At 67.7% G+C, this 25,926-nt stretch carries 32 protein-coding genes and 2 pseudogenes; 13 read left to right on the top strand and 21 right to left on the bottom strand.

Translation table 11 applies throughout. From position 1 onward, the window contains the following. Positions 1-484: 484 nt before the first annotated feature. Positions 485-2,182, top strand: a complete 1,698-nt coding sequence (locus tag QZM72_RS01625) for a M4 family metallopeptidase (protein ID WP_089471302.1) — start codon at positions 485-487, stop codon at positions 2,180-2,182. Positions 2,183-2,466: 284 nt separating this feature from the next. Here the strand turns inward: QZM72_RS01625 and QZM72_RS01620 are convergent, their stop codons facing one another. Then, complete coding sequence (locus QZM72_RS01620) at positions 2,467-3,474, bottom strand: SDR family oxidoreductase (RefSeq protein ID WP_089471301.1); 1,008 nt, start codon at positions 3,472-3,474, stop codon at positions 2,467-2,469. Positions 3,475-3,537: 63 nt separating this feature from the next. Next, a complete protein-coding gene (locus tag QZM72_RS01615; RefSeq protein ID WP_089471300.1) occupies positions 3,538-3,819 on the bottom strand; it encodes a hypothetical protein in 282 nt (93 codons plus the stop codon). 286 nt (positions 3,820-4,105) lie between these two features. On the opposite strand from QZM72_RS01615, the gene QZM72_RS01610 reads away from it, so the two are divergent. Then, positions 4,106-4,252, top strand: a complete 147-nt coding sequence (locus QZM72_RS01610) for a hypothetical protein (RefSeq protein ID WP_179233556.1) — start codon at positions 4,106-4,108, stop codon at positions 4,250-4,252. 63 nt (positions 4,253-4,315) lie between these two features. On the opposite strand, the gene QZM72_RS01605 is transcribed toward QZM72_RS01610, so the two are convergent. The 3 genes from QZM72_RS01605 to QZM72_RS01595 all read right to left on the bottom strand — a co-directional run bounded on the left by QZM72_RS01605 (position 4,316) and on the right by QZM72_RS01595 (position 5,807). Then, complete coding sequence (locus tag QZM72_RS01605; RefSeq protein ID WP_089471299.1) at positions 4,316-4,573, bottom strand: DUF2934 domain-containing protein; 258 nt, start codon at positions 4,571-4,573, stop codon at positions 4,316-4,318. Between the two features lie 26 nt (positions 4,574-4,599). Further along, positions 4,600-5,025, bottom strand: coding sequence for a CBS domain-containing protein (locus QZM72_RS01600; protein ID WP_089471298.1), 426 nt, complete (start codon positions 5,023-5,025; stop codon positions 4,600-4,602). A 71-nt stretch (positions 5,026-5,096) separates the two neighbouring features. Next, positions 5,097-5,807, bottom strand: a complete 711-nt coding sequence (locus QZM72_RS01595) for an MgtC/SapB family protein (protein WP_089471297.1) — start codon at positions 5,805-5,807, stop codon at positions 5,097-5,099. A 488-nt stretch (positions 5,808-6,295) separates the two neighbouring features. On the opposite strand from QZM72_RS01595, the gene QZM72_RS01590 reads away from it, so the two are divergent. Further along, positions 6,296-6,580, top strand: a complete 285-nt coding sequence (locus QZM72_RS01590; protein ID WP_050017827.1) for a helix-turn-helix transcriptional regulator — start codon at positions 6,296-6,298, stop codon at positions 6,578-6,580. After that, complete coding sequence (locus QZM72_RS01585) at positions 6,570-7,874, top strand: HipA domain-containing protein (RefSeq protein ID WP_301736947.1); 1,305 nt, start codon at positions 6,570-6,572, stop codon at positions 7,872-7,874. Before QZM72_RS01590 ends, QZM72_RS01585 begins: the two co-directional genes overlap by 11 nt. A gap of 69 nt (positions 7,875-7,943) precedes the next feature. Here the strand turns inward: QZM72_RS01585 and QZM72_RS01580 are convergent, their stop codons facing one another. Further along, positions 7,944-8,909 (bottom strand): SDR family NAD(P)-dependent oxidoreductase, encoded by a 966-nt coding sequence (locus tag QZM72_RS01580; RefSeq protein ID WP_089471295.1) that lies wholly within the window; start codon positions 8,907-8,909, stop codon positions 7,944-7,946. Between the two features lie 139 nt (positions 8,910-9,048). On the opposite strand from QZM72_RS01580, the gene QZM72_RS01575 reads away from it, so the two are divergent. After that, positions 9,049-9,969 carry an AraC family transcriptional regulator gene (locus QZM72_RS01575; RefSeq protein WP_089471705.1) on the top strand — a complete coding sequence of 307 codons (921 nt, stop codon included), beginning with the start codon at positions 9,049-9,051 and terminating at the stop codon, positions 9,967-9,969. Between the two features lie 148 nt (positions 9,970-10,117). Here the strand turns inward: QZM72_RS01575 and QZM72_RS35560 are convergent. From QZM72_RS35560 to QZM72_RS01565, 3 genes and pseudogenes are all read right to left on the bottom strand, one after another. Beyond that, a pseudogene (locus QZM72_RS35560) lies at positions 10,118-10,264 on the bottom strand (OsmC family peroxiredoxin); the annotation flags it as partial. Between the two features lie 132 nt (positions 10,265-10,396). Then, a complete protein-coding gene (locus tag QZM72_RS01570; protein ID WP_006489184.1) occupies positions 10,397-10,609 on the bottom strand; it encodes a twin transmembrane helix small protein in 213 nt (70 codons plus the stop codon). Then, positions 10,606-10,956: a hypothetical protein gene (locus tag QZM72_RS01565; protein WP_089471294.1), complete on the bottom strand. Its 351-nt coding sequence runs from the start codon at positions 10,954-10,956 to the stop codon at positions 10,606-10,608. Before QZM72_RS01565 ends, QZM72_RS01570 begins: the two co-directional genes overlap by 4 nt. Positions 10,957-11,193: 237 nt before the next feature. Between QZM72_RS01565 and QZM72_RS01560 the strand changes: the two genes are divergently transcribed. Together QZM72_RS01560 and QZM72_RS01555 are read left to right on the top strand one after the other, a co-directional pair. Next, entirely contained in the window at positions 11,194-11,952 is a 759-nt protein-coding gene (locus QZM72_RS01560; protein ID WP_089471293.1) for a YoaK family protein, read from the top strand. A gap of 106 nt (positions 11,953-12,058) precedes the next feature. Continuing rightward, on the top strand, positions 12,059-12,244 hold the full coding sequence (locus QZM72_RS01555; RefSeq protein ID WP_089471292.1) for a ribbon-helix-helix protein, CopG family: 186 nt from the start codon (positions 12,059-12,061) through the stop codon (positions 12,242-12,244). A gap of 38 nt (positions 12,245-12,282) precedes the next feature. On the opposite strand, the gene QZM72_RS01550 is transcribed toward QZM72_RS01555, so the two are convergent. Together QZM72_RS01550 and QZM72_RS01545 are read right to left on the bottom strand one after the other, a co-directional pair. Next, on the bottom strand, positions 12,283-13,119 hold the full coding sequence (locus tag QZM72_RS01550; protein WP_301736946.1) for a spermidine synthase: 837 nt from the start codon (positions 13,117-13,119) through the stop codon (positions 12,283-12,285). Between the two features lie 67 nt (positions 13,120-13,186). Further along, on the bottom strand, positions 13,187-13,528 hold the full coding sequence (locus QZM72_RS01545) for a zinc ribbon domain-containing protein YjdM (RefSeq protein ID WP_006489167.1): 342 nt from the start codon (positions 13,526-13,528) through the stop codon (positions 13,187-13,189). 379 nt (positions 13,529-13,907) lie between these two features. On the opposite strand from QZM72_RS01545, the gene QZM72_RS01540 reads away from it, so the two are divergent. From QZM72_RS01540 to QZM72_RS01530, 3 genes are all read left to right on the top strand, one after another. Beyond that, positions 13,908-14,171 carry an HPr family phosphocarrier protein gene (locus QZM72_RS01540; RefSeq protein WP_069616931.1) on the top strand — a complete coding sequence of 88 codons (264 nt, stop codon included), beginning with the start codon at positions 13,908-13,910 and terminating at the stop codon, positions 14,169-14,171. A 65-nt stretch (positions 14,172-14,236) separates the two neighbouring features. Beyond that, positions 14,237-14,458, top strand: coding sequence for a hypothetical protein (locus QZM72_RS01535; RefSeq protein WP_301736945.1), 222 nt, complete (start codon positions 14,237-14,239; stop codon positions 14,456-14,458). A 365-nt stretch (positions 14,459-14,823) separates the two neighbouring features. Continuing rightward, a complete protein-coding gene (locus QZM72_RS01530) occupies positions 14,824-15,390 on the top strand; it encodes a GNAT family N-acetyltransferase (protein ID WP_089471289.1) in 567 nt (188 codons plus the stop codon). Between the two features lie 22 nt (positions 15,391-15,412). Here the strand turns inward: QZM72_RS01530 and QZM72_RS01525 are convergent, their stop codons facing one another. Next, on the bottom strand, positions 15,413-15,634 hold the full coding sequence (locus tag QZM72_RS01525) for a hypothetical protein (RefSeq protein WP_089471288.1): 222 nt from the start codon (positions 15,632-15,634) through the stop codon (positions 15,413-15,415). A gap of 23 nt (positions 15,635-15,657) precedes the next feature. After that, positions 15,658-15,990, bottom strand: a complete 333-nt coding sequence (locus tag QZM72_RS01520; protein WP_089471287.1) for a hypothetical protein — start codon at positions 15,988-15,990, stop codon at positions 15,658-15,660. 355 nt (positions 15,991-16,345) lie between these two features. Here QZM72_RS01520 and QZM72_RS01515 point away from each other — a divergent pair. After that, positions 16,346-16,915, top strand: a pseudogene (locus tag QZM72_RS01515) (winged helix-turn-helix domain-containing protein); the annotation flags it as partial. A gap of 59 nt (positions 16,916-16,974) precedes the next feature. On the opposite strand, the gene QZM72_RS01510 reads toward QZM72_RS01515, so the two are convergent. The 3 genes from QZM72_RS01510 to QZM72_RS01500 all read right to left on the bottom strand — a co-directional run bounded on the left by QZM72_RS01510 (position 16,975) and on the right by QZM72_RS01500 (position 21,722). Further along, entirely contained in the window at positions 16,975-18,636 is a 1,662-nt protein-coding gene (locus tag QZM72_RS01510) for an efflux transporter outer membrane subunit (protein ID WP_301736944.1), read from the bottom strand. A gap of 1 nt (position 18,637) precedes the next feature. After that, on the bottom strand, positions 18,638-20,230 hold the full coding sequence (locus QZM72_RS01505; protein ID WP_301736943.1) for a DHA2 family efflux MFS transporter permease subunit: 1,593 nt from the start codon (positions 20,228-20,230) through the stop codon (positions 18,638-18,640). Positions 20,231-20,315: 85 nt separating this feature from the next. Continuing rightward, positions 20,316-21,722, bottom strand: a complete 1,407-nt coding sequence (locus QZM72_RS01500) for an HlyD family secretion protein (RefSeq protein WP_301736942.1) — start codon at positions 21,720-21,722, stop codon at positions 20,316-20,318. 159 nt (positions 21,723-21,881) lie between these two features. Here QZM72_RS01500 and QZM72_RS01495 point away from each other — a divergent pair, with 159 nt between their 5' ends. Further along, complete coding sequence (locus QZM72_RS01495; protein WP_301736941.1) at positions 21,882-22,091, top strand: hypothetical protein; 210 nt, start codon at positions 21,882-21,884, stop codon at positions 22,089-22,091. 199 nt (positions 22,092-22,290) lie between these two features. Continuing rightward, positions 22,291-22,770, top strand: coding sequence for an NUDIX hydrolase (locus QZM72_RS01490; RefSeq protein ID WP_089471282.1), 480 nt, complete (start codon positions 22,291-22,293; stop codon positions 22,768-22,770). Here QZM72_RS01490 and QZM72_RS01485 read toward each other — a convergent pair. From QZM72_RS01485 to QZM72_RS01465, 5 genes are all read right to left on the bottom strand, one after another. Next, positions 22,745-23,224: a DUF1641 domain-containing protein gene (locus QZM72_RS01485; protein ID WP_301736940.1), complete on the bottom strand. Its 480-nt coding sequence runs from the start codon at positions 23,222-23,224 to the stop codon at positions 22,745-22,747. The genes QZM72_RS01490 and QZM72_RS01485 overlap by 26 nt on opposite strands. Positions 23,225-23,337: 113 nt before the next feature. Then, entirely contained in the window at positions 23,338-23,817 is a 480-nt protein-coding gene (locus QZM72_RS01480) for a BON domain-containing protein (RefSeq protein ID WP_301736939.1), read from the bottom strand. Between the two features lie 181 nt (positions 23,818-23,998). Beyond that, on the bottom strand, positions 23,999-24,505 hold the full coding sequence (locus QZM72_RS01475; protein WP_089471279.1) for a low affinity iron permease family protein: 507 nt from the start codon (positions 24,503-24,505) through the stop codon (positions 23,999-24,001). A 161-nt stretch (positions 24,506-24,666) separates the two neighbouring features. Further along, positions 24,667-25,407, bottom strand: a complete 741-nt coding sequence (locus QZM72_RS01470; protein ID WP_301736938.1) for an FRG domain-containing protein — start codon at positions 25,405-25,407, stop codon at positions 24,667-24,669. A gap of 126 nt (positions 25,408-25,533) precedes the next feature. After that, positions 25,534-25,917: a DUF305 domain-containing protein gene (locus tag QZM72_RS01465; protein WP_301736937.1), complete on the bottom strand. Its 384-nt coding sequence runs from the start codon at positions 25,915-25,917 to the stop codon at positions 25,534-25,536. Positions 25,918-25,926 lie beyond the last annotated feature (9 nt).

Raw genomic sequence — 25,926 nt, 5'->3', positions numbered from 1 at the left:
TTACGAAATCACCTTTGCAGTCGTGTCATGCGATCTCCTTCGCCCGACGTCCATTGGACATTTAATGACGCCACGTTAGGAATGGAAGATATCAAAAGCGTGGGAAATTAATTTTATGGCCTGCGAATCGACAACAATCGATATCAATATTCAATAACGAGAAGTTTCAACGATCCACTTAATTCGACCTCTGATTGCTCGCTCTCCTTACACAACGTGCCACGACGAGAAAACCACAAAGTGTCGTTGCGACACGCCGGCCATGCGTCGTCCGCGTCACCCACGTCGCCACGATCATTTCAAATTCCTCACCAAATCCCGATTTGGTTAGCATCGACGAAATGAAAAATTAATAATCAAGAAAATATCTTGTAATTATAAAAACGACCTCCTAGCATCCCCCTGCTGTTCGCGACATGTCTTGTTTAAAAGTCATTACTTGATGCATTCCTCGAACAAACCCACTCATAACCTGGGGAATTACATGAAGAAACTGTCTCGACTGCTGCCCATCACCGCGATTACCGTCGCGAGTCTCAGCGCTTTTGCCCAGGCCGGCGACCAGCCGGCCGCGGTCGACAAGGCGCTGCAACTGATCCAGCAGAACCCGGCCGCCTTCAGTGTGGCTACCGGCGGCACGGCCCGCACGTTGAAGTTCGCCGGACCGCAAGCAGGCGCCCCAACCGACGGCGACCAGTTCCGGGTGCGCGACGTGATCGTCGATCCCGACGGCACCGAGCACGTGCGCTTCGATCGCTTCCATGCGGGCCTGCCCGTGATCGGCGGCGACGTGGTCGTTCATTCGAGCAACGGGCAGTTGAAGCAGGCCAGCGTGACCCAGCTCGCCCCGATCAACCTCGCCGGCACGATCGGCAAGGTCGGGAACCGCGCCGTGGTCCGCAACGCACCCGATGTCGGTGCGACGCGAGCCAGACACATCGCGGCCGCGCGCTTCAACTCGGACGTGCGCCGCGTCGACGATGCGGAACTCGTCGTGTTCGCACGCGACGTCACGCCGACGCTGGCCTACGCGGTGCGCGTCTACGGCAAGTCGACCGACACGCACGGCGACGCCGTGCTGTACTACGTCGACGCACGCACCGGCGCCGTGCTCGACGCGCAGGACCTGATCAAGACCGCCGCCGCGACCGGCACCGGCCGCTCGCTGTACTACGGCAACCTGACGCTCACGACGGACCAGACCGGCACGAACGCGTACCGGATGCTCGATCCCGGCCGCGGCGGCGGCTCGGTCTACGACGGTCGCGGCCTGACCTCGGACGAAGTCGAGCAAGCGACCGACCTGCCGATCTTCACGAGCAGCACCAACGTGTGGGGCAACAACACGACCACCGACCGGCAGACCGTCGCGGCGGACATCGACTACGGGCTCGCGTTGACTTGGGACTACTACAAGACCACGCACAATCGCAACGGCATCTTCAACGACGGTCGCGGCGTGAGGAGCTACGCTCACGTGGTGTTCAATACCGGCAGCGGCACGACCGGCGCGAACGCGGCGTGGCTGTCGTCGCGCGTGATGGCGTACGGCGACGGCGAGCCGGGCACGCGCCTGCCGAAGCCGGTGGTGTCGGTCGACGTCGCCGGGCACGAGATGAGTCACGGCGTGACCGAGGCCACCGCCAACCTGAACTATTCGGGTGACGCGGGCGGCCTGAACGAGGCGACGTCCGACATTTTCGGCACGCTCGTGAAGTTCTACGCGAACAACCCGAACGATCCCGGCAACTACGTGATCGGCGCGCGTGTGGTGAGCGGCGGGCTGCGCAAGATGTACAAGCAGGATCTCGACGGCCGGTCGTTCAGCTGCTACCCGTCCGGCGGCTTCTCATGGTCGAATCCGCGCCACGATCCGCACTTCACGTCGGGGGTCGGCAACCGCTTCTTCTACCTGCTGTCGGAAGGGCCGTCGGTGCCGTCGACCGACACCGGCCTGTCGAGAGCGCAACTGGTCTGCAACGGCGACACGACGTTCAGCGGGCTCGGTCGCGACAAGGCCGGCAAGATCTGGTACCGGACGCTGACCGTATACCTGAACGCCAACTCGAGCTACCCGAACGCGCGGCGTGCGTCGATCCAGGCGGCGAACGACCTGTACGGCGCGAACTCGGCCGAAAGCGCGACGGTCGCGCGCGCGTGGAGTGCTGTCGGGGTGAATTGACGGCGCTTGCGTGAACGTTGAACGCCGGAGGTCGCGTGACGGTACTTCGCTTCGGAGGAAAGCGATTCGGTCGTGGTCACGCGGCGCTCGGTGAATGACGGGAAAGTGCCGGCCGACCGCCTGCACGTGCAGACGGTCGGTCGGGGGGACGGTGCGTTCTTGCGGTCGGACACCCGCTCCGGGGGCCGCTCATGTTCCAGACGCCGGGAGATTCCTTCGTCAACGGTCCGCTGCCGCGCCTACGTCTTCCGGCGCAACCCGCGTCGCCCCGCACCGCGACCCGACTATGGCTGCCCGCCCCCGCCCGACGCGCCATAGATCTGCCCGGTGACGTAGCTCGCGCGCGACGAAAGCAGCTCGACATAGATCGACGCGATCTCGGCCGGTTGTCCCGGTCGCCCCATCGGCACCTGCTCGCCGAATGTCTCGACGTTGTGCGTCGTCTGTCCGCCGCTGACCTGCAACGGCGTCCAGAACGGCCCCGGCGCGACGCCGTTGACGCGGATGCCGCGCTGGATCATCTGCTTCGCGAGCCCCTTCGTGAAATTCGCGATCGCCGCTTTCGTCATCGCGTAGTCCAGCAGGTTCGCGGACGGGTCGTACGCATTCACCGACGTCGTATTGACGATCGCCGAACCGGCCGGCATGTGCGGAATGGCGGCCCGCGTGATCCAGAACATCGCGTAAAGGTTGGTGCGCAGCGTCCAGTCGAACTGCTCGGTGCTGATGTCGAGAATCGATTCGTGGCTCTGCTGGCGGGCCGCGTTGTTCACGAGGATGTCGAGCCCGCCGAGCGCGGCGACCGCCCGCTCGACGAGCCCGTTGCACGCCCCTTCGCTGCGGATGTCGACCGGCAGCGGCACCGCCTTGCGTCCCGCGCTGCGGATCAGCTCCACGACTTCGCGCGCATCGGGCTCTTCGTCGGGCAGATAGACGATCGCGACGTCCGCGCCCTCGCGTGCACAGGCGATCGCCACCGCGCGGCCGATGCCGGAATCCCCGCCGGTGATCAGCGCCTTGCGGCCGTCGAGGCGGCCGCTGCCGCGATAGCTGCGTTCGCCGTGATCGGGGCGCGGCGTCATGCGGCCCGCGAGGCCCGGCCACGGCTGATGCTGCTGCGGAAACGGCGCATGCGGATAGAGCGTACGCGGATCGCGCGGCGCGGTATCGCCGGCGTCGGGCGGGACGCCGCCCGTTTGCGCGATCGTCGGCAGGGCGACGCTGGCGACCAATCCGGCCGTCGTGCCCTGCACCCATTTGCGACGCGATTCGGAAACTTCGTCTGATGACATGGTGGACTCCGGTGCGTGGATGTCGAAACGGAACGAGACGCGGCGATTCGGCCGGCACGCGCGCTACAGCGGCCGTGGCCGATTTCCGGAATCGTCGGGCGCGTCGTGCTCTTCGGGCCACGGCTTGCCGGCCGGATCGCGCGCCTCGGTCTGGCGCGGGTCGTCCGGCACGACCTTGCGCGCCTGATCGTCCGGAATCGTGTCGAGTTCGCCGCCGCCGGGCGCATGGCCGGGGCGCGTGGTCGATTCGCCGCCGGGCGTCGAGTGGCGCCGGTCCGGCGTGTCGGCTGCCTCGCGTGCCGCGTCGGGCGACGCGGGGTCCTGCCGTTGACTGTCGCGGGTCATGAATTTCTCCCTCTCCGGATGCTGATTGCGTTGCACCGCATCGCGCCGCAATGGGCGGTGCGGCGGCCCACCACGCTTCCAGCAAGGGACATGCCGTCGTCGGGCTGTCCCGCCCCACTGCCGCCGGAGGCCGCCGCTAAAGAAATTACAAGCGACGCGTGATCCGGCGCAGTGTCGGCAACACACGTGGCCACCCCGCTGCGAAAGCGACATGCGGCACGCGCGATGCTCCGAAGCGATATGCCGGCTGCGCGCCGGCGCCCTTTCGACGCCAAGGAGGACGATCATGAGCGCGACGCACGTGACAAACGCGACACCGAATGACGACGATATGACCGACACGCCGGATATTCCGCCGCCGGCGCCCGACGACGGGCGCCACGACGACCTGCCCGACTTGCCGGACCCGACCGAAGTGGGCGAAGACGGCTAGCCGTTCGCGCAAACCGCGCGGCAGGTTACGGTTTTTCGACTCCGCCGGCCGACGCTCCGCGCTTCACCGCGTGCGTCGCCTTTCGTGCGCGACCTCGCCGGGCGGCACCGCGTCGACGTCCTGCAGCGGCTCGCCCGGAATGCGACGCTTCGTGGACTGATCGACCGGTAAATCCGGTGCCTGCTCGCCGCCGCCGCCCTCGGCATCGAGTTGCTGCTCGGCCCGCTGCCAGTATTCGTCGGCTCGGCCGTCGGGCGCGCCGTCCACCTGCCACAGCCGATATGCACGCTCGCGAATCTGCGTTTCTCTCTCTTCGTTCATGTCGTTCTCCCTGTTTGCCATGGCAATCACCGATCCGGCCGCGACGGCGCCGATACCGCACCGAGCGTCGACGACATCGCACCGTCGGCGGCGGTCGCCAGATCGCCCAGAGCAACGATGCCGACCAGCCGCTTCTGCCGGTCGACCACCGGTACGCGACGAATCTGTGCGTCTTCCATCTTCTTTTGCACTGCAGAAATGTCCTCGTCCTCATAACACCAGTTCGCGGGTCCGCTGACGACGCCCTCGACCGCCTCGTCGGGCGGCACGCCCATCGACACCGCGCGCACGACGATGTCCCGGTCCGTCAGCATCCCAATCAGCCGCGTGCCGTCGCATACGGGCAGCGCGCCGACGTTCAGATCGCTCATCAGCCGGGCCGCCTCGCGCAGGCTCTGCGTCGGGCCGATGGTCGCGGCGTCGCGTGTCATCACTTCCGATACACATGTCATGTTTCGCTCCTTGGTCAACCGCCCATGGCGGCCTGCTGCACGAGCATCGCGCGTTCCGGCGGCCGCGCGCGTCAGTTCGCCGTCGAGCAGCGGACCGACGTCAGGCCGGCCGACTCGACGATCCGCATCAGTTGCTTCAGCATCACGTCGGCGCCGGTCGCTTCGCGCCACTGCACGAACAGTTCTTCCTCGCGCACCGCGCGCGCGGCCGCTTCGCAAAAGCCTTTCGTCCGGTATGTGAAACCCGCGTCGCGCAGCTTCGCGGCCAGTTGTTCGCGCACCGCCGAGCCCGGCGGGTACTCGATCGTGACCAGCGCGGTCCTGACACGCAGCAAACGCCGCTCGACGAACCGCAGCGGCCACACGACCAGCAGCGCGAGCACCAGCCCGAGCGCGCCGAGCGCCAACTGGCCACCGCCGATGCACAGCCCGATGACCGTCACGAACCACAGCGTCGCCGCCGTGGTAACGCCGGACACCAGGCCGTCGCGATGAAGAATCGCGCCGCCGCCGATGAAGCCCATCCCGGTCAGGATGCCGAGCGGCAGCCGCATCAGGTCGAGCACCGAGAACGCGCCCTCTGGTTTGCCCGCCTGCAGCAGCAGCGCATTGACCTGCAACATCGACAGGCACGCGGCGAGACACACGAGGATCGTCGTGCGCAGTCCGGCCGTCTTGCCGGATTCGCTGCGGTCAAGGCCGATCAGCCCGCCCGCGACCAGCGCCAGTGCGATCCTGAAGAGAACGTCGTGCCACTGCAGTGCGACCGGCATCGGTTCCATGCGCCCTCCCGTGCAAATCATCATGTGCCTGGGCGCGAACGCCCCCGACGACGCTCGGCGGTCGCAAGGATCGGGCCTGCTTCCGGAGGATGGCGGCACGTGTAGCGAGTCGAAGGGAATTGTAGAAAGGCGTGTTGCGTCAGCACCCTGCCTCGGTGGCGGAGGTGCAGGCTGTGTGCGCGGAATGATCGCGTGTCGCCGCTCGGGACGACGGTGACTGACTGCCGCCAGGAAGATCGCCGGAGCCATCACCGGCGTGCACGGTCGCACGCGCGTGCAAAGGCACCCCGTGTCTTCTTTCTCCGTATCCGATCAGATACGAACATCGTCTCCACCACCCTTCCTTGACGATCCGTTCCCGATCGGGTACGAAATGACGTTACCGTTATGGAAATCATCCCTTCGTTCCCGAACGAATACGAACTACTACCCAATCCGGCGAGTTATGCAATACTGTTCCCGATCAGATACGAAGCACGGAGAACGTCATGTCGGAATCCCAATCCGTCGACACGATCGGCGCGCTCGCCCACTTCATTCGCGCGGCGCGAATCCAGCAGGGGTTCACCCGGGACGAACTCGCGAACGCGACCGGGTTGTCGCCGAAATTCATCAGCCAGGTGGAAGCCGGCAAGCCGACCGCGCAAATCGGCAAGGTCATGCTGCTGCTGAGCGAGCTCGGCGTGCGGCTGTACGCCGAGTCGTCGATCGAGATCTCCGAGGCCACCGCGCTGAAGGCCGCGCAACGCCGCAGGAGCAGCTATGGCGGCTAGAACGCTGATCGCGTCCGCGAACGGCGTGCGCATGGGCACGCTGACCGACGACAAGGGGATCTGGTCGTTCGCGTACGACCCGCAATGGCTTGCGTCGCCGGCCGCGTATCCGCTGTCGCCGGCGTTCGCGCTGCGCACGGACGTGTTCACCGACACGTCGACCGATCGTCCGGTCCAGTGGTTCTTCGACAACTTGCTGCCCGAGGAAGGCATGCGCACGTCGCTCGCGCGCGAGGCGAAGGTCGATGCGGCCGACGCGTGGGGCCTGCTCGCGTACTTCGGCCGAGAATCGGCCGGCGCGCTGACGCTGCTGGCCGACGGCGAGCACGAAACGCCTGGCGGCCTGCAGCCGCTGCCGCTCGACGAGCTCGAGCGCCGGATCCAGGCGATGCCCGAGCGGGCGCTGACGGCCACCGCGCCCAAGCGCATGTCGGCGGCCGGCGCGCAGCAGAAGCTGCTGCTGGTGCTGCGCGGCGACGCGCCCGACTATGCGCTGTTCGAGCCCGTCGGCAGCGAACCGTCGATGCACCTGCTCAAACCCGACATGCGCGCGGCCGGCTATCCGCATTCGGCGATCAACGAGTTCTTTTGCATGCGGCTCGCGAAGAAGATGGGGCTCGACGTGCCCGACGTGCATTTCCTGCGCACGCCGTCCGCCTGCTACGTGATCGACCGGTTCGACCGCGACGTCGCATCCGAACCGGCCGGGCGCGTGCATACGATCGACGCGATGCAACTGCTCAACTACGACCGCGGTTTCAAGTACCAGCGCGCCAATGCGCAGGAACTCGCCCGCGCGATCGACCGCACCAGCACGCGCGCGCTGACACGCCTGTCGGTGTTCCGCTGGACCGTGTTCAACGTGGTGGTCGGCAATGCCGACGCGCACCTGAAGAACCTGTCGTTCTTCGTCGACGCGCGCGGCTACCGGCTCGCGCCGTTCTACGACATCGTCAGCACGGTCGTGTATCACACCCCCACGCACCGGCCCGACCATCGCGGCGATCACTGGCCGCACTGCGAGTTGACGATGCCGCTCGGGAATGCGACGCGATTTGCCGATATCGACGCAAATGCACTCGTCGCATTCGGCCAGGCGCTCGGGCTCAGGGAGAAAGCGGCCGCCAGCGAACTGCAGCGCTTTCTCGAACCGCTCGATCGTCACGTCGATCAGACGCTCGATGAAGTGCGAAACATCGCGCATCCGGACGCCGGGGAAATGCGGTTGCTGAATTCGATCGTCGCGATGCCGCTCGCGGAAATGGGGCGCGCGCTGCGGCCGACGCGCGGATAGCCTGCCGCACGCGAGTATCGAACCGCCGCCGCTATCCGCTCGGCGGCCGGCCCGGCGAACGCCTGGGCGTCAGCGGCGCACGGCAAAGGCATCGACGCCCGTCGCCGCCGCGGACCACGCCCACAGCCGCGCCGCGTCCTCCGGATCGATCGCATGCGGCCGTACGCCCGATTCCTCGTTGCCGCGCGTCACCGTCGCGACGTCGCAATCCTCGCAATAGACCCCGCCGAGATCGGCAATGCGCGGCGACGTCGCCGCCCAAACCTGGGTGGCTGCCCCCTGCGCAGGCGTCTTGAACGTCGGATCGATCGGCACGCCGTGTTCGTCGATCCAGCCCTGCGCCATCATTTCCTCGCGCGTCAGATGACGCTGCAGCGGCGTCGCGATCTTGCCGGGATGCAGCGAATACGCGCGGACGCCGAACGGCGCGCCGAGCACGTCGAGCTGCACCGCGAACAACGCGTTGGCGGTTTTCGACTGCCCGTACGCGAGCCATTTGTCGTAACCGCGCGCGAAATCGATATCGTCCCAGCGGATCGGCGACAGCCGGTGCCCGAGCGACGACACCGCGACGACGCGCGCGCCGTCGCCGTGCGCGAGCGACGGCCACAGCCGGTTGACGAGCGCGTAGTGACCGAGGTGATTGACGGCCATCTGCGCTTCGCGACCGTCGCCGACGCGGGTTTCGGGGCACGCCATGATGCCCGCGCTGTTGATGACGACATGCACGTTGCGCCGTGCGTCGACGAACCGCGCGGCGAATGCGGCCACGCTCGCGACGTCCGCGAGATCGAGCGTCGCGATCTCCACGCCGGCGATGCCGCGCGTCGCTTCGTGCGCGGCCTCGGCGCTCCGTGCACCGACGACGACGTGCGCACCGGCCTGCGCCAGCGCACGCGTGGTTTCGAGCCCGAGACCCGAATGGCCGCCCGTGACGATGGCGGTCTTGCCGTGCAGGTCGAGACCGGCCAGTACGTCGGTCGCCGTCGATCCAGCGTCGAATCCGGAATGAAGGGGGTGCTGCCTGCTCGTCATTGAAGGCTCCTGAAATGATGCACGAAGCGCGCGGCCGCCTGTCGGCCGCGTCACTGCACGAGATCATTCTCGGGCCGCGCATCCGGACTGTGAATGCAATAGAATCCGGTTTTTCGTCGAGATCGTCCGGGGATTGCGCGTGGATCCGCTATCGGAAGTGCTGTCGCTGCTGGAAACGCGCGACTCGTTTTTCACCGGCCTGCGGGCCGGCGGCCCGTGGGCGATCGACCTTCCGCCGCCCGACGGGATCAAGTTCAACGCGGTGGTCGAAGGCACTTGCTGGCTGACCGTCGACGGTGCGGGGCCGCCCGTCCGGCTGCGCACGGGGGACTGCTTCCTGCTCGCCGCGCCGCGGGCATTTTCGCTGGCGAGCGATCCATCGGTCACGCCGGTGCCGGCCGCCGACGTGTACCGGCATCTCGAACGCGGGATCGCGCACTACGGCGAACCGGCCGACTGCTTTCTGATCGGCGGCCGCTTCGCGTATGAGGAAGGCATGCCGCTGCTGCTCGGCAGCCTGCCGCCCGTGGTCGTCGTGAGCGGCGACTCCGAACCGGCGGCGGTGCTGCGCTGGTCGCTGCAGCAGCTCGCACGGGAATTCGGCGCGGCGTCGCCGGGCGGATCGCTGATGGTCCGGCATCTCGGCCACATGATGCTGGTGCAGATCCTGCGGCGCTATGTGGACGCCGGCGCGAACGGCGATGTCGGGTGGCTGGCCGGGTTCGCGGATGCGCGGGTCAGCGCGGCGCTGGCCGCGATTCACGCCGCGCCCGAGCGACGGTGGACCGTCGACGCGCTGGCGGCCTGCTGCCACGTGTCGCGCTCGACGTTCGCGCTGCATTTCAAGCGGCGGCTCGGGTTCGGGCCGCTCGAATACGTGCTGCGCTGGCGGATACAGTTGGCGATGCGCGAACTGCGTCGCTCGAACGCGTCGATCTCGGCGATCGCGCAGCGGCTCGGCTACGACTCGGATAGCGCGTTCGGCCATGCGTTCAAACGCATCGTGGGTTGCTCGCCGCGCGCCTATCGTCATGACGTGACGAAAGAACCGGGCAACTAGCGTCGTGACCGCCCTCGTCAGGCACGTGGTGGTGCGAATCCGTCAACGTCACGCATTCGCATGACGATCATCAGGATAAGAAAAGTATTCTTATCACAATACGTCGATTTCATTTCAAAACTCGGCCCTGCGGCAATGCGTTCGCGCATCACGCGCAGGCATGCCGCAATTCGCCGTCGATGTGCTGCGGCAGCCTCGGCAGGTCGAAGATCGGGCACACCGCTTCGACCGCCTGATGCAATGCACGGATGGCCTCTGGTGACACGATGTCCAGCGCATGGCGGAGGTTGTGCGGGCGCGCCCTCGTCGAACCGCTGCGTTGGGCTGATCGACCGTCGGTTCTCGCCGTCAGGTCCGCCGCGGTGCGATCACGCGAGGCGGTATCGCGCGGAATCGAACCGCCCTGCGCCCGTGCGGGAACCGCGCGTCATCGCCCGATCGGCAAACCGGTCGGTTCGATCCAGCCGAGTTTGTACGCGATCAGCAGCGACAGAAACAGCGTGACCGACAACCCGACGCGCGCGGCGAGCGACCACGCCATCCGCTTCGATTTGCCGCGATCGTGATTCATGAAGTACAGCGCGAAGATCAGGCTCGCGATGATCATCGCGAATGCCACAGAAACCAGCAGGGTTTTCATTGCCGTTGCCTTTGAAGATCCGAATCGGCCTGAATCAGTTCGGCCAGTTTTTGCCGCTCGTCGGCGACGCCGCCGACGCCCGATGCCGGCCAGTCCAGCGCGACGCCGTTGCCGAGCGAATCACGCACGAGTGCCTGGTAGCGCCGGTCGTTGATCGTGCCGTCCTCCATCGTGTCCGAGATCTCGCGCCGGAACGGCAGCGGGAAACTCGTGTACGCGCGCGACAGCGCCGCATATTGTCTCGCATCGATCTCTTTCGACGAGGGTATGACGGTCCAGATCACCACGGCGACGATGGCCGTGAACGGGATCGCCGTGTAGCGAAGGATGAACTTGATCGGGGTCATGAAGCGGTGAGCAGAAGGGAATCGCGAGCGAGCGCCGCGGCGAAACAGCCAGCCGGCGGCACGTCGCATTATTGTACTGAAAGCACCATCCCGCCAACAGAGTATGATAATGATATTATCATGTCCATCACATGATTCGACAGCTCCGGAATCCGGCGCAAGCAGCGTGCCCGTCACGCCGTTCGCACCGGTTTTCGGCCTGTACCCGCGAATCCGCGACGATCGAGCGAAGCCCTTATGCCAGCGCAGTACTTTCGAAACCTGACGGGAAAACACCGCAGCGCGACCGCGAACCGCCAGCTCGGGTTTTCGCTCGCGTTCGTGGCCGGCGCAACCAATGCCGGCGGCTTTTTGGCGGTCAAGCAATACACGTCGCACATGAGCGGCATCGTGTCGGCGATCGCCGACCAGACGGCGCTCGGCGACGTGCAGCTCGCGCTCGCCGGCATCAGTTCGCTGGGGTCGTTCCTGATCGGCGCCGGTTGCTCGGCGATCCTCGTCAACTGGGGGCGCCGCCGCGGGCTGCACAGCCAGTTCATGCTGCCGCTGCTGGTCGAGGCCGCGTTGCTGTTGCTGTTCGGGCTGCTCGGCAGCCACCTCGCGCTGTGGGAAACGTTCTTCGTGCCGGTGACCGTGACACTGCTGTGCTTCATCATGGGGCTGCAGAACGCGACGATCACGAAGTTGTCCGGCGCGGAAATCCGCACGACGCACGTCACGGGCATCGTGACCGATCTCGGCATCGAACTCGGCAAGCTGTTCTACTGGAACCGGTCGGCCATCGACGTCGACGCGCACGCGGTAATCGCCAACCGTTCGAAACTGAGGATCCACGCGACGATGCTCGCGTCGTTCTTCGTCGGCGGCCTGGCCGGCGCCATCGGGTTCAAGCACGTGGGCTACGTGTCGACCGTGCCGCTCGCCGCGGTGCTCGTCACGCTCGCCATCGTGCCGGTGCTCGACGACCTGTTCGCGCTACTGCGCAGCAAGCGCTGATCATGCGCCACGGGCGGCGCTTGCGGCGCTTGCGGCGCTTCCGGTGATCGGGCCGAAAGCGCATCGATTATAATTTGATTAACATACCGACCACTCTCGCCCCGTCATGGAAACGAAAACCGCCCGCCTGACCGTCCTGATCGATCCCGCGAAGAAGGAAGCCTTCGAACTGCTCTGCGCGGAGCAGGATCTTACGCCGTCGCAAGTCGTGCGGCAGTTGATCCGCGAATATCTCGACCGGCACGGCGTCACCTACAAGACCCGCAGCGCGATCGGCAAGCGCGCGAAGTAAGCGCGACCGCCAAGGCGCGCGGCGTCTCCCGGCCACAGTTACGCGCCGATCTCCCAGCGTTCGTGCGACTGCGCACGCCACACCAGCCGCCGCGGATCGATACCCTCGCCGTGCTTCATGCGCCTCGCGGTGGCGGCCAGATTCAGTTCGCCGGCCTGCGGGCACGCAAGCGCCCGCTCCAGCAGGATACGCAACGACGGCAGCCGGCTGCCGTCCTTCCATGCGAATGCAATGAAGTTGTTGTCGTCGCCGCACGGCACCAGCGCATACGACGAGCCGAATATCGATCGCAACTGTTCAAGATGCCGCGGCAATGCCGGATCGTCGTCCATGAAGTTGATCGCGAGCACGCCGGCTTCGCTCAGGCGCGCGTGGCACGCATCGAGAAATGGGCCGCCCGTGCAGCGGCCGCGCATACCGTCGGCGACGAATGCATCGTGCAGGATCACGTCCGTGCGCACGTCCGCTCGCTCCAGATGATCGGCGCCATCGGCGCATACCACCCGAAAGCGCGCGTCGTCGGCAGGAATCCTGAACACGTCGCGCAGCGCGATCACGTCCGGATTGATCTCGATCGCGTCGATCGACGTGCCGGGCAGGTGGCGGTAGCAGTACTTCGCGAGCGACCCGCCGCCCAGCCCGAGCATGCAGATGTGTGCTGGCTCGGGCTGCAACAGCAGAAAGCCCATCATCACGCGCGTATAGCCGAGCGCGAGCCGCACCGGATCGCGCAGCGACATGAAGCTCTGGGTGCCGAGATGATCGAAGTGCAGCGAGACCGCGTGCTGCGTCTCCAGCACGAACGGCCGGCCGTCGTTCAGCGGCGTCGCCAGGAACCTGACGAACGCGTCGTAGGAAGTTCGATCCTCGGCCATGTGCGGATAGTCGGCTGAAACGGCAGCGGATGAAAACGCGGATGCAACGGTCGCCTGAACCGTGCGCTCAAACCTTCTTCAGGTAGCACGCCTTCAGCATGAAGCCACCCATGTCGGTCTTGCAGTCGACTTCGTGATCGCCGCCGACGAGCCGGATGCTCTTCACCTTGGTGCCCATCTTCAGCGTGATCGACGAACCCTTCACCCGCAAGTCCTTGATCAGCACGACCGAATCGCCGTCCGACAGCACGTTGCCGTTCGCGTCCTTGACGACGTCGCCTGCCGGTTCGTCGCCAGCCTCGGCGCCCGCGTCGGCCGACCATTCATGGCCGCAGTCCGCGCACACGGTCAGCGCGCCATCGGGGTAAGTGTTTTCCATCGCGCATTGCGGGCAGGCAGGGGCGTTCATTGCAGCTTCCATTCGGGGAGGGGTTCGGGTCGATCGACGATGCCGGGCGAGCACATTGTGCGCCCGGAGGCGCGGCGGCTCGCCCCGCCGGCAGTGCCGCGGGCCGGCGTCGGCGCACACGGCATTATAATGCAATTCACATCTTCTGACCGATGCATTATAATCGTCCACTTCCGACAATCCGTGAATTTGCATGCGCCTTCGCAGCGGATGTCGGCACGTTCGCGCCGAATGGCGCGCGCGATCCGCCCGGCCGGCGCCCCGCGATCCCGCGGGAAATCGCGATAGGCCGGCCGCCCGATGTCCGCAACGCGTGCGCAACCGCGCACGTGCATGTCGCGCACCGCCCCGCCCACTTGTCCGGAGGCTTTCCAGCATCGTGGCAACCGTTGTGTACGTTGAAATCGGCCCCGCATGGAACCGCAATCGCGGCCGCGCCGCGCGCGACGCGGCGGTCGACGCGGCACGCCGTTTCGACAGCGACATCCAGCTGATCGCGAACGGGCACCGCAGCAACGCAAAAGACAGCGGCGCGATCGCGTCGCTGCAGGTTCACGGCGGCACGTCGGCGCAGGTGCTCGCCACCGGCCCCGACGAGGAAGCGGCGCTGCACGCGCTGCTGCCGTTGCTGCAAGCAAGCTGACGCTTGCGCCGCCGATCCCGCGGCCACGCGCCGTCCATCCCGAAACGCCATTTCCCGAGGAAGCGATGAACGACACTCTCATGCCCAACACCCCCAACCTGTCGGCTTCCGCGATCTGGGCGCTCGAACGCCTCGCCGATGTTCGCTACGGCCGCGACGCGCCGGCGCTCGGCTGGTTGGTCGAGCAGGAACTCGTCGGCGCGGGCTTCGTCAGCCAGGCGGCGAACGGACGCTCCGGTGCGTCGATCACCGCGCACGGTCGCAATTTCCTGAAGAGCCGCAAGTAACCTCTGCCGGCACGGGCCGATCCCGCGTGATACGTCACGCGCGGGTGCGCCGATGGCCGCCGTCGGAGAGAGGGCCGACTGCTCGCCGCAGCCGGTGTTCGCGAAGGCGTTCACTACAGGCGTTCGCCACACGGCGCCGAACGGCCCGCATTCGTCGAGCGCCTCGCGTGACGCGGCCGACCGCGACGTCGTCACGCGAGCCGGTCCGTGAGGGCACCGCCGGCCGCCGGGCCAACCGTGCGACGCGGTCGCGGGCCCATGCGGACGCCTATCCCGATGCGAAAGGGGAATTGCGTCCGCATCGCCGTTTACGCGGTATCGTACGGAACCCCAAGCGCGGCGCCCTGCGTCGCGATCCCTTCCTCATGGAACGCCCGATGACAGTCAGCGCCGTGCCACCCGTCTCGTCCCCGCCCGTTCTCGACACGCCACGCCTGATCCTCGAAGGCCATCCGCTCGGCGACTTCGACGCACTCGCCGCGATGTGGGCGGAACCCGGCGTCGTCGCGCACATCTTCAACGGCACGCCCTCCACGCCGCGCGACTCGTGGATGCGCATGCTCGCGTATCGCGGGCTGTGGCCGCTGCTCGGCTATGGGTACTGGGCGATTCGGGAAAAGGCGTCGGGCCGGTATGTCGGCGATCTCGGCTTCGCGGATTTCCACCGGAACATCGAGCCGCCGATTCGCGGCGTGCCGGAAGCCGGCTGGGCGCTGGCGACGTGGGCGCAAGGCAACGGCTATGCGACCGAGGCGCTCGCGGCCGCGCTCGCATGGCTCGACGCGCAACAGCGGTTCGAGCGCAGCGTGTGCCTGATCGCGCCGACCAACGTCGCGTCGATCCGGGTCGCGGAGAAAGCCGGTTACGGCGAGCCGCGGCGCATCCGCTTCAACGACGCGGAGTCGCTGATGTTTTCGCGCAAGCGCCGATAGGCGTGGCGAACCGTCCGGCGAGTCAGTCGGCGACCGGTTCGTAGCAATGCATGAAGAGGCCGTCGTCCATCGGCCAGCAGTTGCCGCATTCGTCGCGCAGAATCCAGTCGCCCGGTTTCACCGGACGCCAGCCTTCCGGCGTCGCGACCGCCCACCCGCCGTGACGGTGCTCTACCCGTTCATGGTCGCCGTCGGCGAACCACCGTGTTGCATCGACGAGACCGGCGCGTTTCTTGAATTTCATGCCATCACCGAAGGAAACGAATCTTAGTGTCGCGTGGCCGCGGCGCCCGCATCGGGCAACCGCTGCTGCGCCCTCAGGGCGTTCGTTGCCATGCGGGTTTCGTGCAATGCTTGCCAGCCCTGCGCGACGAGCGCCTCCAGCGTGTCGCGCGCGACCGTGGAGATCCTCACGTCGAACTCCTGCACTTTCATCAGCGCCGCCGCGACCGCGGCCGGTTGATCGGGTGCAAGCGCAACGATGAACGCCGAACGCGTCTCGGCGGCCCGGACAGCTTCGTTCCAGTCGGCACGCGCCACCGCGGCTTCGATGGCGTGCGTGAGTGCTTCGAGACGCTGGACGACTTGCAACGGCGTCATGTCGCTTCTCCGTGAATGATTCGTACTGTCCGCTTGCAGGCCCGTCGGGAGCCGGCGCGGTGTCGATTGGACCCACGCACATCCGGTTTCGCACGCGAGCAGCATGACGCGACGTGCCGTCGAAACCGGCCGTCGACGCGATCGGGAAACGGAGGCGATCGCACTATACGAGGCGCGTGAATCAGGTTCGGGAATTGTACGGAGCAGGATGCCGGAACGTCGGTAATATTTTGTAGTGATATGTCGACTAACCTTGCCTGGCCTGGGTTCGGCCGGGGGCGAGCGACGCGCGCGACAGCGCATCGGCGCAAACGTTTTCGTCCGAAGGATGCCCCGGTCGCGCATCGTCGCAAGCCGCCCCGACCTCGTGCTGCTCGACGTCAACCTGCCGGGCAAGGACGGCTTCGAGATCTGCCGCGAGGCGCGCATGCGCTACGACGGCATCGTGATCATGGTGACGGGCCGCGACGAACCGTTCGACGAATTGCTCGGCCTGGAACTCGGCGCGGACGACTTTCTCCGCAAGCCGGTCGAACCGCGCCTGCTGCTCGCGCGGATCAAGGCGCAGTTGCGGCGCACGCGCGTGCCGACGGGCGACCCCGTGCCGGATTCGCCGCAGCGATACGTATTCGGCAAGTTCTCGATCGACCGGACCGACCGCCGTGTGCATCTTCCGGACGGCAGCATGCCGCGCCTGACGTCGACCGAATTCGACCTGCTGTGGGCCCTTGCGTGTCGCGCCGGCGAGGTGGTGAGCCGCGAGGACCTGACGTTGCTGTTGCGCGGCATCGCGTTCGACGGCCTCGATCGTTCGATCGACGGCCGCATTTCGAAGCTGCGCCGCAAGCTGCGCGACGACGCGAACGAACCGAAACGGATCAAGACCATCCGCTCGAAGGGCTATCAGTTCAGCAAGCACGCATAGGATTGAGGCCGCGCGCGGGCCGGCGAATGCGGCCCGCGACTCCCGGGCCACGTTTGCGACTATCGCACGCGTGCCGCATCCGGACTCATACCCGCGTCCGTGTTCGTGTTCGTGTTGGTGCCCGCCTGCCATCCGCCACCAAGTGCCTTGTACAGCGCGACGAGATCGGTAGTCGTCTGCAATGCGCCCTGCTCGGCCTGCTGCCGGCCCTCGGACCATTGCCGCTCGGCGTCCAGTACGTCGAGGAACGGCGACAACCCCTTCCGGTAGCGATCGCGCGCGAGGTCCAGCGCGCCCTGTTCGGCCCGCACCGCATCGTCGAGCGCGGCCGCGCGCGCCTGGTCGGTGCGGTACACGGCCAGCGCATTGTCGACGTCGCGCAGCGCGACGAGCACGGTTTGCCGATAGGCCAGCGCCGCTTCGGCCTGGCGCGCCTGCGACAGCCGCAAGTTCGACACGAGCGCGCCACCGGAAAAAATCGGCAGCGACACGGCAGGCCCGAACGCATAGAACAGGTGCGACCAGTGCGCGAGCTCGCGCACGTGCGACGCGCGCAGGCCGACCTGCCCCGTCAGGGAGATGTCCGGATAGAACTGCGCGACCGCGACGCCGACGTCGGCGGTGGCCGCATGCAGTTCGGCCTCCGCGCGGCGGATGTCCGGGCGCCGGCGCGCGAGCGTCGACGGCAGGCCGACCGGCACGGTCGGCGGCACGTCCGGCAACGCGCGCGGGGCGGCAAGCCAGTCGTCGAGCGCGCCCGGCGCGCCGCCGACCAGATACGCGAGACCGTTGCGCAGCAGCACGATCTGCTGGTCGAACTGCGGCAGTTGCGCGCGGATCTGCGCGAGCCGCGCGTCCGCGCTGCGCACGTCGAGATCGCTCGCGAGACCGTGCGCGGCCTGCTCGCGCGTCAGGTCGCGCAGTTCGCGCTGCGCGTGTTGCAGATCGTCGGCCAGCGCGCGCTGCGCTTGCGCGCCACGCAGTTGCAGATAGGTCTGCGCGACTTCGGCCTCGAGCGACAGCAGCGCATCGTCGCGGCTCGCGACCGCCGCGCGCGTCTGCGCACCGGCCGCTTCGACCGAGCGGCGCACGCGGCCGAACAGATCCAGCTCCCACGATGCGTCGAACCCGGCCTGCCACAGGTTGACCGGCGATTCGAGCGCATCGAGCGCGCCGCGCGCGCCTTGCTGCACGCTCGCGCCGGTGCCCGGCCCGAACCGGTCGAGCGGCGAGCCCGGCGCGCCGAGACGATCGACGCGCTGGTCGATGCCCTGCTCCTCGACGATGCCTTTCAGGCCGAGCTGCTCGCGCTGGTAGCTCGCATTCGCGCGCACGTCCGGCAAACCCTGTGCGGCAGCGGCCCGAACCTGCGCGCGCGCCTGCGCGATGCGCAGCACGGCGGCCTGCACGTCGAGGTTGTCGTGCGCCGCGCGCTCGACGAGCTGATCGAGCAGCGGATCGCCGAACGCGCGCCACCAGCGCGGATCGGGATCTGCATCGACCGTCGGCGACGATCGTGCGGCTGCGCCGGACGCGGAGGCCGCCGCCTGCCCGTCCGCCCGCATCGCATGCCAGGTGTCCGGAACGTCCGCTTGCGGCGGCTTGTAGTCGGGGCCGACGGTGCAGCCCGCGACAATGGCGCATCCCGCGAATAGCGTCACCGCGCGGCACACGATGGAGTGGTTCAGGCGACGGCTACGGTTGTTTCGATACAGGCGCATGTCAGTGCCCTCCCGCGCCGCCCGCGGCCTTCGCCGGCGAGAACAGGAACGTCAGCGGAATGCTGAATGCGCAGAACACCGCGAGGATCGCGAACACGTCGATATACGCGAGGATCGTCGCCTGCGCGATGAATGTCTCGTACAGCCGCCCGGTGGCCGTCTGCAGCGCGGACGAAGGCGGCGCCCCGGTCAGCGCGCTCACCGCGCGCGCGTTCTCCTGCAGCGTATCCCGGAAGTTCTGCGACAGCGTCGACATGTGCGTGGACAGATGCGCCATGCGCGCCTGCGTGCGCTCGCGGATCAGCGCGGTCGACACCGAGATGCCGATCGAGCCCGCGACGTTGCGGAACATCGTGAACAGCGCGGACGCGTCGTCGTTGAGCCGCTGCGGCACGGTCAGGTACGCGAGCGTCGTGATCGGCACGAACATGAAGCCGATCGCGAGCGACTGCGCGCACCGGATCATCATCAGGTGCGTGTAGTCGATGTCCGGCACCAGCGTGCGCGAATAGATCAGCGAACCGCACAGCAGCACGAAGCCGAAGCCGACCAGATAGCGCGTCTGCACGTGCGGCATCAGCCGGCTCACGATCGGAATCTCGAGCGTGATCAGCAGCGCGCCGGGCGACAGCACGAGGCCGGCGAGCGTCGCCGTGTAGCCGAGACGCTGCTGCGCGAGCTGCGGCACGATCACCGCGCTGCCGTACAGCACGGCCGCGAACGTCGCGATCGTCACGCAGCCGAGCGCGAAATTGCGGTCGCGCAGGCACGACAGGTCGACCACCGGCTTCTTCGTGCGCAGCAACCACAGCGTCGCGCCGACCAGCCCGAGCACGGACAGCACGGCGAAGACGCGGATGAAGTTCGAGCCGAACCAGTCCTCGTCCTCGCCGCGATCGAGCATCACCTGCAGGCAGCCGAGCCCGATCGCGATCAGCCCGATGCCGATGTAGTCGATGGAAATTCCGCGTTCGGCGCCGCGCCGCCACGGCGGATCCTCGACGAGCTGCATCACCGCGAGCACGGTCAGCGCGCCGATCGGCACGTTGAGCAGGAACACCCAGCGCCACGAGAAATGGTCGGTGATCCAGCCGCCGAGCGTCGGCCCGAGCACCGGCGCGACGACGATCGCGATCGCCGAGATCGAGAACGCGCGGTTGCGCTGGGCGGGCGGGAACGTATCGAGGATGATCGACTGCTGGTTGGGCTGCAGCCCGCCGCCGAACAGCCCCTGCAGCACGCGAAACACGATCAGTTCGCCGAGGTTGGTCGCGACGCCGCACAGGAACGAGCACACGGTGAACGCGGCGATGCACAGCAGGAAGTAGCGCTTGCGGCCGAGCAGGCGCCCGAGGAACCCCGAGATCGGCAGCACGATGCCGTTCGCGACCAGATACGACGTGAGCGTCCAGGTCGCCTCGTCGTAGCTCGCCGACATCGTGCCGGCGATGTGCGGCAGCGCGACGTTGACGATCGTCGTGTCGAGCACTTCCATGAATGCGGCGAGCGTGACGACGATCGCAATGAGCCACGGGTTCGCGGCCGGGCGCCATGCGCCGTCGGATGCGCCGCTGCGCTCGGGCGGCCGGTTCATCGGCGGGCCTCGTCAAGTGGAAACGGCATGCGGGTATCGGGCATCGGATCGCTCCGGTCGACACCGGCCGCGGCACGGCGACCGGTCATTTCAGGTGGACGGTCGGCACGGCCGACAGGCCGAGACCGAGCGGCGGACGGTTCGGCAGCGGGCCGTCGAGCACGATCTTCACCGGCACGCGCTGCACGATCTTCACGAAATTGCCGGTCGCGTTCTCGGTCGGGAACGCGGAGAAGCGCGAGCCGCTGCCAAGCTGGATGCTGTCGACGTGGCCGTGCAGATCGAGATCGGGATATGCGTCGACCGACACGTCGACGCGGTCGCCGACGCGCATCCGCTCGAGCTGCGACTCCTTGAAATTCGCGGTGATCCACACGCGCGGCGTGACGAGCGAGAAGATCGACGTGCCCGCTTGCAGGAACGAGCCCAGTTGCACGTTGCGCCGCGTGACCCAGCCGTCGGACGGCGCGCGCATCTCGCAGTACGACAGGTTCAGGTTGGCCGTTTCGAGCTGCGCGCGCGCCTGCAGCACCTGCTGGCGGCGTTCCTCGACGGCCGTCTCGGCCTGCCGGATCTGCTGCGGCACGAGGCTCGCGGTGCGCGCCTGGGCCTGGGCCATCGCGACGTTCGCATCGGCGGCCGCGCGCTGCGCGTCGGCCGCGTCGATCGCCTGCTGGGAGGTTGCGCGCGCATCGACCGTGCGCTGCCGCTCCTGCGCGGCGAGCGCCTGCCGGTATGCGGCTTCCGCGGATTCGATCTGCGCGCGCGCCTGCCGGTACTGGGCCGGATACTGCACGCGCGCGATATCGAGCTGCACGCGCGCCGCGTCGAGCTGCGCCTGCGCGAGACCGAGTTGCGCTTGCGCGGCGTCGACCTGCGCGCGGTAGTCGCGCGGATCGATCTCGACGAGCACGTCGCCGCGCCGCACGAACGTGTTGTCGTCGACCGCCAGCCGCGTCACGTAGCCGGACACGTGCGGCGCGACCGCGACCGCGTTGCCGTCGGTGTACGCATCGTCGGTGCTTTCCTGGTTGCGCGTGGCGAACCACCAAATGAGCCCGCCGACGAGCAGCGCCAACACCACCGCGCCGAGGATGATCAACGGCTTCTTGCCGGGCCGTTTGCGTTCGCCTTCGCCGTTGTTGCCGTTGCCGTCGCCGTCGCCGCCGGTGCGGCCGCCGCGATCGTCGTGCGGATGGTGATCGCCGCCCCCGCCGCCCGGCGCGTCGGTCGGCCGCTCGCCGTTGCCGCCCGGCGCGGCGCCCGAGCCGCCGGCGCCGGACTGACCGTCACCCGCCCGCGCGACGGCGGCAGGCCGGCGCTCGAACGCCGGCCACGGCACGCGCAGCGGCGTCGACGGTACGACGCCGGCCATTGCCGACGCAAGCGCGTCCGGCTGGCCGGCGCCGTACCGTCCCGGCGTCATCGCGCGCCGGAGCACGACGCCGGATCGCTTACGAACGGATAACGGGAACAAGATCGCATCGGGCATGAAACGGGGCTCCTGGCGGCGGGCGCGAGCGTCATTGCCCGCGCCGACCTCAAGCGCGCGATCAAGCAAGCAGCGGGCCCGCCGACGTGCTTCGTTCGACCGCGGCACGTCCGATGCGCGATCCGTACGCTTCAACGGCCCCGACAGGACTCGCGAACCATGACACGCTCGACCTCACTCGACACCGACACACGCGATGAAGATCGCGGCGACAGCACGCCCGGCCCCGAGGGCAAGCGCCGCGGCACGAGCACGCCACCGCCGCGCAGTGCGCGCGACCCCGCCGAAGGCAAACCGGACGGAACGGAAAACGGGACGCCGCCCCATCGTCCGCCATCCGGCGAACACGGCGAACACGGCGACGCGTGATCGCCGCGCCTCGCCCCGTCCACGCGCCCGAATCGGCCGCAAGAAACGGCGGCAGAAATGACAAGCCGTTGAAAAATCGCGGGCGACGATCGACAGGTTCGGCCGAAACGTTCACACGCGGCTCCGCGCGACCGCGACGCAGGCACGCACGTTGCGGCACAAGCGCATGGATCTTTCAATCACCGGCCGCTTGCCCTGCATGACGCTACCCGACCCGTCCGATTTCCCTGTTCGCGCGGTGCCGCTCGCGCCGCTGGCGAAGGAACGCGCCACGATCGTCTGCCTTCGCAACCGGCGCGTGCTGCTGGTCGCGCGCGGGCGGTCGTCGCGGTGGACGCTGCCGGGCGGCGTGATCCGGCGCGGCGAATCGGCGCTCGACGCCGCGCATCGCGAACTTCGGGAGGAAACGGGGCTTGCCGATCTCGAACTCGCGTATTTCTTCTACGTGGACGGCAGCGTGAAACGCCATCACGTCTTCGTCGCGAGCCTGCCGCGCGGCGCGCACGCGTGCCCGGGACGTGAAATAGCGCTGTGCCGCTGGGTCGGCATCGACGCGGTGGCGCACTGGCCGGCAAGCGCGCCGACACAGCGCATCATCCGTCAGTTCGCGGGCCTGTGTGTCGCCAGCGGCCCGCAACCGGACCCGGACGCGCTCACGCGTCTTTCGTCGTCTCGTTGAGACCGGCGGCCGGCGGCTGCGGATCGCGCGTGAGCCCTTGCGCGAACACCTTCAACCCTTCGAGCAGCGGCGTCAGCGCATCCCACAGCGCCTCGTCGTGCAACAGCCGATAAATGCCGCTCACGCCGGGCGCGACATGCGCGTGCTGCCCCGGCTGCCACGCGCCGACGTGATGCAGCGCGTCGGCCGCCGCGAACGCGGCGCGACCGAACTGTTCCGGCGGAATACGCGACAGCGCCGTCACCAGCATCGCCAGATTTTGCATGCCACTCTGCATGCCGGGCTTGTCGAGCGCGTCGACGAACGTGTCGGCGAGCCGTGCGTTCGCGCTGACGACCTCGTTCGCGAAGCGCAGGAAGCCGTGCCGATGCAAGCTGCCGAGCAGGTGTTCGAGCGCGTCGTGCGCGCCGGGCTCGGGCGGCGGGGATGTCGTATCGGGCTGGCGATCCGTCATAGGCTTGCTCCGGTTGAGGCGCCAGGCTGCCGTCGTACCGGCGGCCGTGCGTGCGCCGAATGCGTGTCGTACTCGTTCGCCGGCCCCCGCCGAGGCGGGCAGCCGCGGCCGCGTCAGTGCGAATGACCGTTGGGCGGCGCCTTGTATTCGCTGCGCGCGCCCATCGCGTCCTCGACGTGATGCACGCCCTGCAGCGCGGCGACGCCGTCGATCAGCGCCTGCCGTTCGGCCTCCTCGACCTGTCCGGTGAGGCACACGTTGCCGTGCTCGACACTCACGTCGATGTCGCGCGGGCGACCGACGAGCCGGCCGAGCGCCGCACGCACGCGCTCGGCGACCTGCACGTCGTTCGCATCGCCCGCGAGCCAGTCGGCCCGCAGGCCGGCGATCGCGCCGCGCGCATGGTCGGCCGCCCGCTTCACCTGCGCATTCGTGTAGTCGGCCACGCCGTGCCGCCCGGCCACCGCCTTGTCGCGCAGATACGCACGGCGACGCCGGCCGGACGACGGATCGAGGAAGTACATCGCGGCCGCCCCGCAGGCGACGGCCACCGCAAGATTCAACAGCGGATTCGAAGGAGTTCTGGAGTTCATGGAAGCACCGTAGGCAATACCCGGAACGACCGGGCTTCGTTTCGGTATGCAGCACATGTCGTTCCCCGCTGCGCGCATCGCGTGCACGCGCTCGCGCCGCGAGGCGGCGCCAGAAACGACAAGCGTTTGAAAAATCATCGGGTCGCGCATCGCTCGATCGGAAGACCAGACGATCCGACGATCAAGATTCGGGCGGCGCGTCGGCCGTTTCCGCACGCTTCTCGCCCGGCTCGTCCTCGCCGCGTTCGGCCGCGCGCTGCGCCATTTCGACGTAGGTCTGCGCCAACGCGCGCAATTCCTCCTCCGACGCATCCTCGATCCCGATCAGCCGGTCGCTCGCCGCGCGCGTGACCGCGAGCAGTTCGTCGAGCTTCAGGTGCAACGCCACACTGTCGCGATTCTGGTTGCGCTGCAACAGGAACACCATCAGGAACGTGATGATCGTGGTGCCGGTATTGATGACGAGCTGCCACGCGTCGGAGTAGTGAAACACCGGCCCGCTCGCGAGCCACAGCACGGTGATGGCGACCGCGCTGCCGAACGCCACCGGTGAGCCCGCCCAGGTAGTCACGCCCGACGCAAAACGTTCGAACGCGCGGGTGACGGTGTTCCCGGCCGGCCGGGAACGGGCACCGGGCCCGCACGCCGTGTCGCGACGATCGCTCGGTGGTTCGTTGGGTTCGCGCATGAAAGCCTCCGGATTCGATGATTTGTTGGAATGTGCGCGGGAGCCGCCGCATCGCCCGCCGCGAACCGGTCGCAAACTGGAGGCTTGGGGGGCGGTCCCGTGTGTACGCGCCGTCGAGCCCAGCATTACGCGTGCCTGCCCCCCCAACGCCGGTGCGCGCTTTACCGCGGCGCGTGCGTGTCCTCGTCGCCCGGGAAATAGCGCGTGTCGGTCAGTTGCGCGATGCCGTCGAGATCCGGAAAGATCGTCGCGATGCTCACGCCGACGCCCGCAAGCTCCTGCCGGATCGTCGCGAACCGGGCGCCCGGCACGACGATCCGCATGAGGCGGCCGGCGAGATCCGCGTCCTCGTCGAGCGGCACGAAGCGCTCGTCACGCGCGTCATAACGGTGAATCGTGAACCAGCCATCCTGCGCGGTGATCCTCGGCATCACGTGGCGAGGCCGAAACACCTTGGTGCGCGTGACCTCCAGCGGCGCACGCCGTTCGGCGGCCGTCGCGATGTCGTCGGCGTCGTGCGACAGGCACCACACCACGCCGTCTCCACCCGATTCGCTCGCGCGCCTCACCGCGAACCACAGCGCGGCCAGCGCGTTGCCGGACCAGTCGAGCAGGCGCGTGCGCATCCCGTGCTGCTGCGCGAGCGCAAGCCAGTCGCACGCATCGAGGTTCTGTCCGGGTTCGAGATGCGGCAGCGCGCGCCGCATGAATTCGTCGAGCATCCGCGCTTCGACGTCGGGCGACGCGCGCTGCCGCGCGATACCCGGCACGAGCGGCCAGCCGGCGTTGCACTGGCCACGAAACAGGCGCAGCGCCATCGTCTGCCGCTGCGCGCCGATCACGGTCATGTAGTCGGCCACGCTGTCGATCGAGCGATCTTCTGCCACACGCTTGTCGTCCATGCATCGTGCCTCCTGCCGCGACTACCGTGCTGGCGGCCATTGCGTCGGCGCGGGGCCGGTTTCGCCGCTTGCCGAATGCTGAACCGCCGGTACAGCCGGCCGCGTATCGACGTCTCGCATCGCGGTTCACGGCGTCTTGCCGTGCTCCTTCTGCCAGCGCTCCATCAACGCGATCTCGTCGCGCTGCGCGGCGACGATCCGGCTCGCGAGCTGCCTCAGCGTCGGGTCCTTGCCGTATTTGAGCTCGACCTGCGCCATGTCGATCGCGCCCTGGTGATGCGGCGCCATGTGCGCGACGAAATCGCGGTCGGCGTCGCCCGTGTATGGCGCGCCCTCCATCGCTTCCATCATCTTTCGGTCGGCGCGCTTGAACGCCTGCGTGGACGTGTCGGGCACGCTGGCGGGATCGGGCGGGCGCAACTGTGCCGCCGCCGGCAGCGCCGATGCGCACGCCGCCAGCAGCACGCAGGCTGCACCGCGGCGTATGAATGAACGGTTGAATGCAGGCATGAGACGAAT

It is taken from the genome of Burkholderia sp. AU45388 (assembly GCF_030481585.1).
Taxonomy (GTDB): domain Bacteria; phylum Pseudomonadota; class Gammaproteobacteria; order Burkholderiales; family Burkholderiaceae; genus Burkholderia; species Burkholderia sola.
This window is presented reverse-complemented; position numbering and strand designations above follow the sequence as displayed.

Bases quoted from the DNA above. Each gene is read 5' to 3' on its own strand.
- QZM72_RS01465 (WP_301736937.1), bottom strand. From the start codon at position 25,917: ATGCCTGCATTCAACCGTTCATTCATACGCCGCGGTGCAGCCTGCGTG.
- QZM72_RS01615 (WP_089471300.1), bottom strand. From the start codon at position 3,819: ATGACCCGCGACAGTCAACGGCAGGACCCCGCGTCGCCCGACGCGGCA.
- QZM72_RS01600 (WP_089471298.1), bottom strand. From the start codon at position 5,025: ATGACATGTGTATCGGAAGTGATGACACGCGACGCCGCGACCATCGGC.
- QZM72_RS01520 (WP_089471287.1), bottom strand. From the start codon at position 15,990: ATGACGCCGTTGCAAGTCGTCCAGCGTCTCGAAGCACTCACGCACGCC.
- QZM72_RS01625 (WP_089471302.1), top strand. From the start codon at position 485: ATGAAGAAACTGTCTCGACTGCTGCCCATCACCGCGATTACCGTCGCG.
- QZM72_RS01480 (WP_301736939.1), bottom strand. From the start codon at position 23,817: ATGAACTCCAGAACTCCTTCGAATCCGCTGTTGAATCTTGCGGTGGCC.
- QZM72_RS01500 (WP_301736942.1), bottom strand. From the start codon at position 21,722: ATGCCCGATGCGATCTTGTTCCCGTTATCCGTTCGTAAGCGATCCGGC.
- QZM72_RS01475 (WP_089471279.1), bottom strand. From the start codon at position 24,505: ATGCGCGAACCCAACGAACCACCGAGCGATCGTCGCGACACGGCGTGC.
- QZM72_RS01595 (WP_089471297.1), bottom strand. From the start codon at position 5,807: ATGGAACCGATGCCGGTCGCACTGCAGTGGCACGACGTTCTCTTCAGG.
- QZM72_RS01580 (WP_089471295.1), bottom strand. From the start codon at position 8,909: ATGACGAGCAGGCAGCACCCCCTTCATTCCGGATTCGACGCTGGATCG.
- QZM72_RS01505 (WP_301736943.1), bottom strand. From the start codon at position 20,230: ATGAACCGGCCGCCCGAGCGCAGCGGCGCATCCGACGGCGCATGGCGC.
- QZM72_RS01490 (WP_089471282.1), top strand. From the start codon at position 22,291: ATGACGCTACCCGACCCGTCCGATTTCCCTGTTCGCGCGGTGCCGCTC.
- QZM72_RS01495 (WP_301736941.1), top strand. From the start codon at position 21,882: ATGACACGCTCGACCTCACTCGACACCGACACACGCGATGAAGATCGC.
- QZM72_RS01565 (WP_089471294.1), bottom strand. From the start codon at position 10,956: ATGACCCCGATCAAGTTCATCCTTCGCTACACGGCGATCCCGTTCACG.
- QZM72_RS01555 (WP_089471292.1), top strand. From the start codon at position 12,059: ATGGAAACGAAAACCGCCCGCCTGACCGTCCTGATCGATCCCGCGAAG.
- QZM72_RS01525 (WP_089471288.1), bottom strand. From the start codon at position 15,634: ATGAAATTCAAGAAACGCGCCGGTCTCGTCGATGCAACACGGTGGTTC.
- QZM72_RS01530 (WP_089471289.1), top strand. From the start codon at position 14,824: ATGGAACGCCCGATGACAGTCAGCGCCGTGCCACCCGTCTCGTCCCCG.
- QZM72_RS01590 (WP_050017827.1), top strand. From the start codon at position 6,296: ATGTCGGAATCCCAATCCGTCGACACGATCGGCGCGCTCGCCCACTTC.
- QZM72_RS01535 (WP_301736945.1), top strand. From the start codon at position 14,237: ATGAACGACACTCTCATGCCCAACACCCCCAACCTGTCGGCTTCCGCG.
- QZM72_RS01470 (WP_301736938.1), bottom strand. From the start codon at position 25,407: ATGGACGACAAGCGTGTGGCAGAAGATCGCTCGATCGACAGCGTGGCC.
- QZM72_RS01560 (WP_089471293.1), top strand. From the start codon at position 11,194: ATGCCAGCGCAGTACTTTCGAAACCTGACGGGAAAACACCGCAGCGCG.
- QZM72_RS01605 (WP_089471299.1), bottom strand. From the start codon at position 4,573: ATGAACGAAGAGAGAGAAACGCAGATTCGCGAGCGTGCATATCGGCTG.
- QZM72_RS01550 (WP_301736946.1), bottom strand. From the start codon at position 13,119: ATGGCCGAGGATCGAACTTCCTACGACGCGTTCGTCAGGTTCCTGGCG.
- QZM72_RS01570 (WP_006489184.1), bottom strand. From the start codon at position 10,609: ATGAAAACCCTGCTGGTTTCTGTGGCATTCGCGATGATCATCGCGAGC.
- QZM72_RS01620 (WP_089471301.1), bottom strand. From the start codon at position 3,474: ATGTCATCAGACGAAGTTTCCGAATCGCGTCGCAAATGGGTGCAGGGC.
- QZM72_RS01545 (WP_006489167.1), bottom strand. From the start codon at position 13,528: ATGAACGCCCCTGCCTGCCCGCAATGCGCGATGGAAAACACTTACCCC.
- QZM72_RS01585 (WP_301736947.1), top strand. From the start codon at position 6,570: ATGGCGGCTAGAACGCTGATCGCGTCCGCGAACGGCGTGCGCATGGGC.
- QZM72_RS01610 (WP_179233556.1), top strand. From the start codon at position 4,106: ATGAGCGCGACGCACGTGACAAACGCGACACCGAATGACGACGATATG.
- QZM72_RS01510 (WP_301736944.1), bottom strand. From the start codon at position 18,636: ATGCGCCTGTATCGAAACAACCGTAGCCGTCGCCTGAACCACTCCATC.
- QZM72_RS01485 (WP_301736940.1), bottom strand. From the start codon at position 23,224: ATGACGGATCGCCAGCCCGATACGACATCCCCGCCGCCCGAGCCCGGC.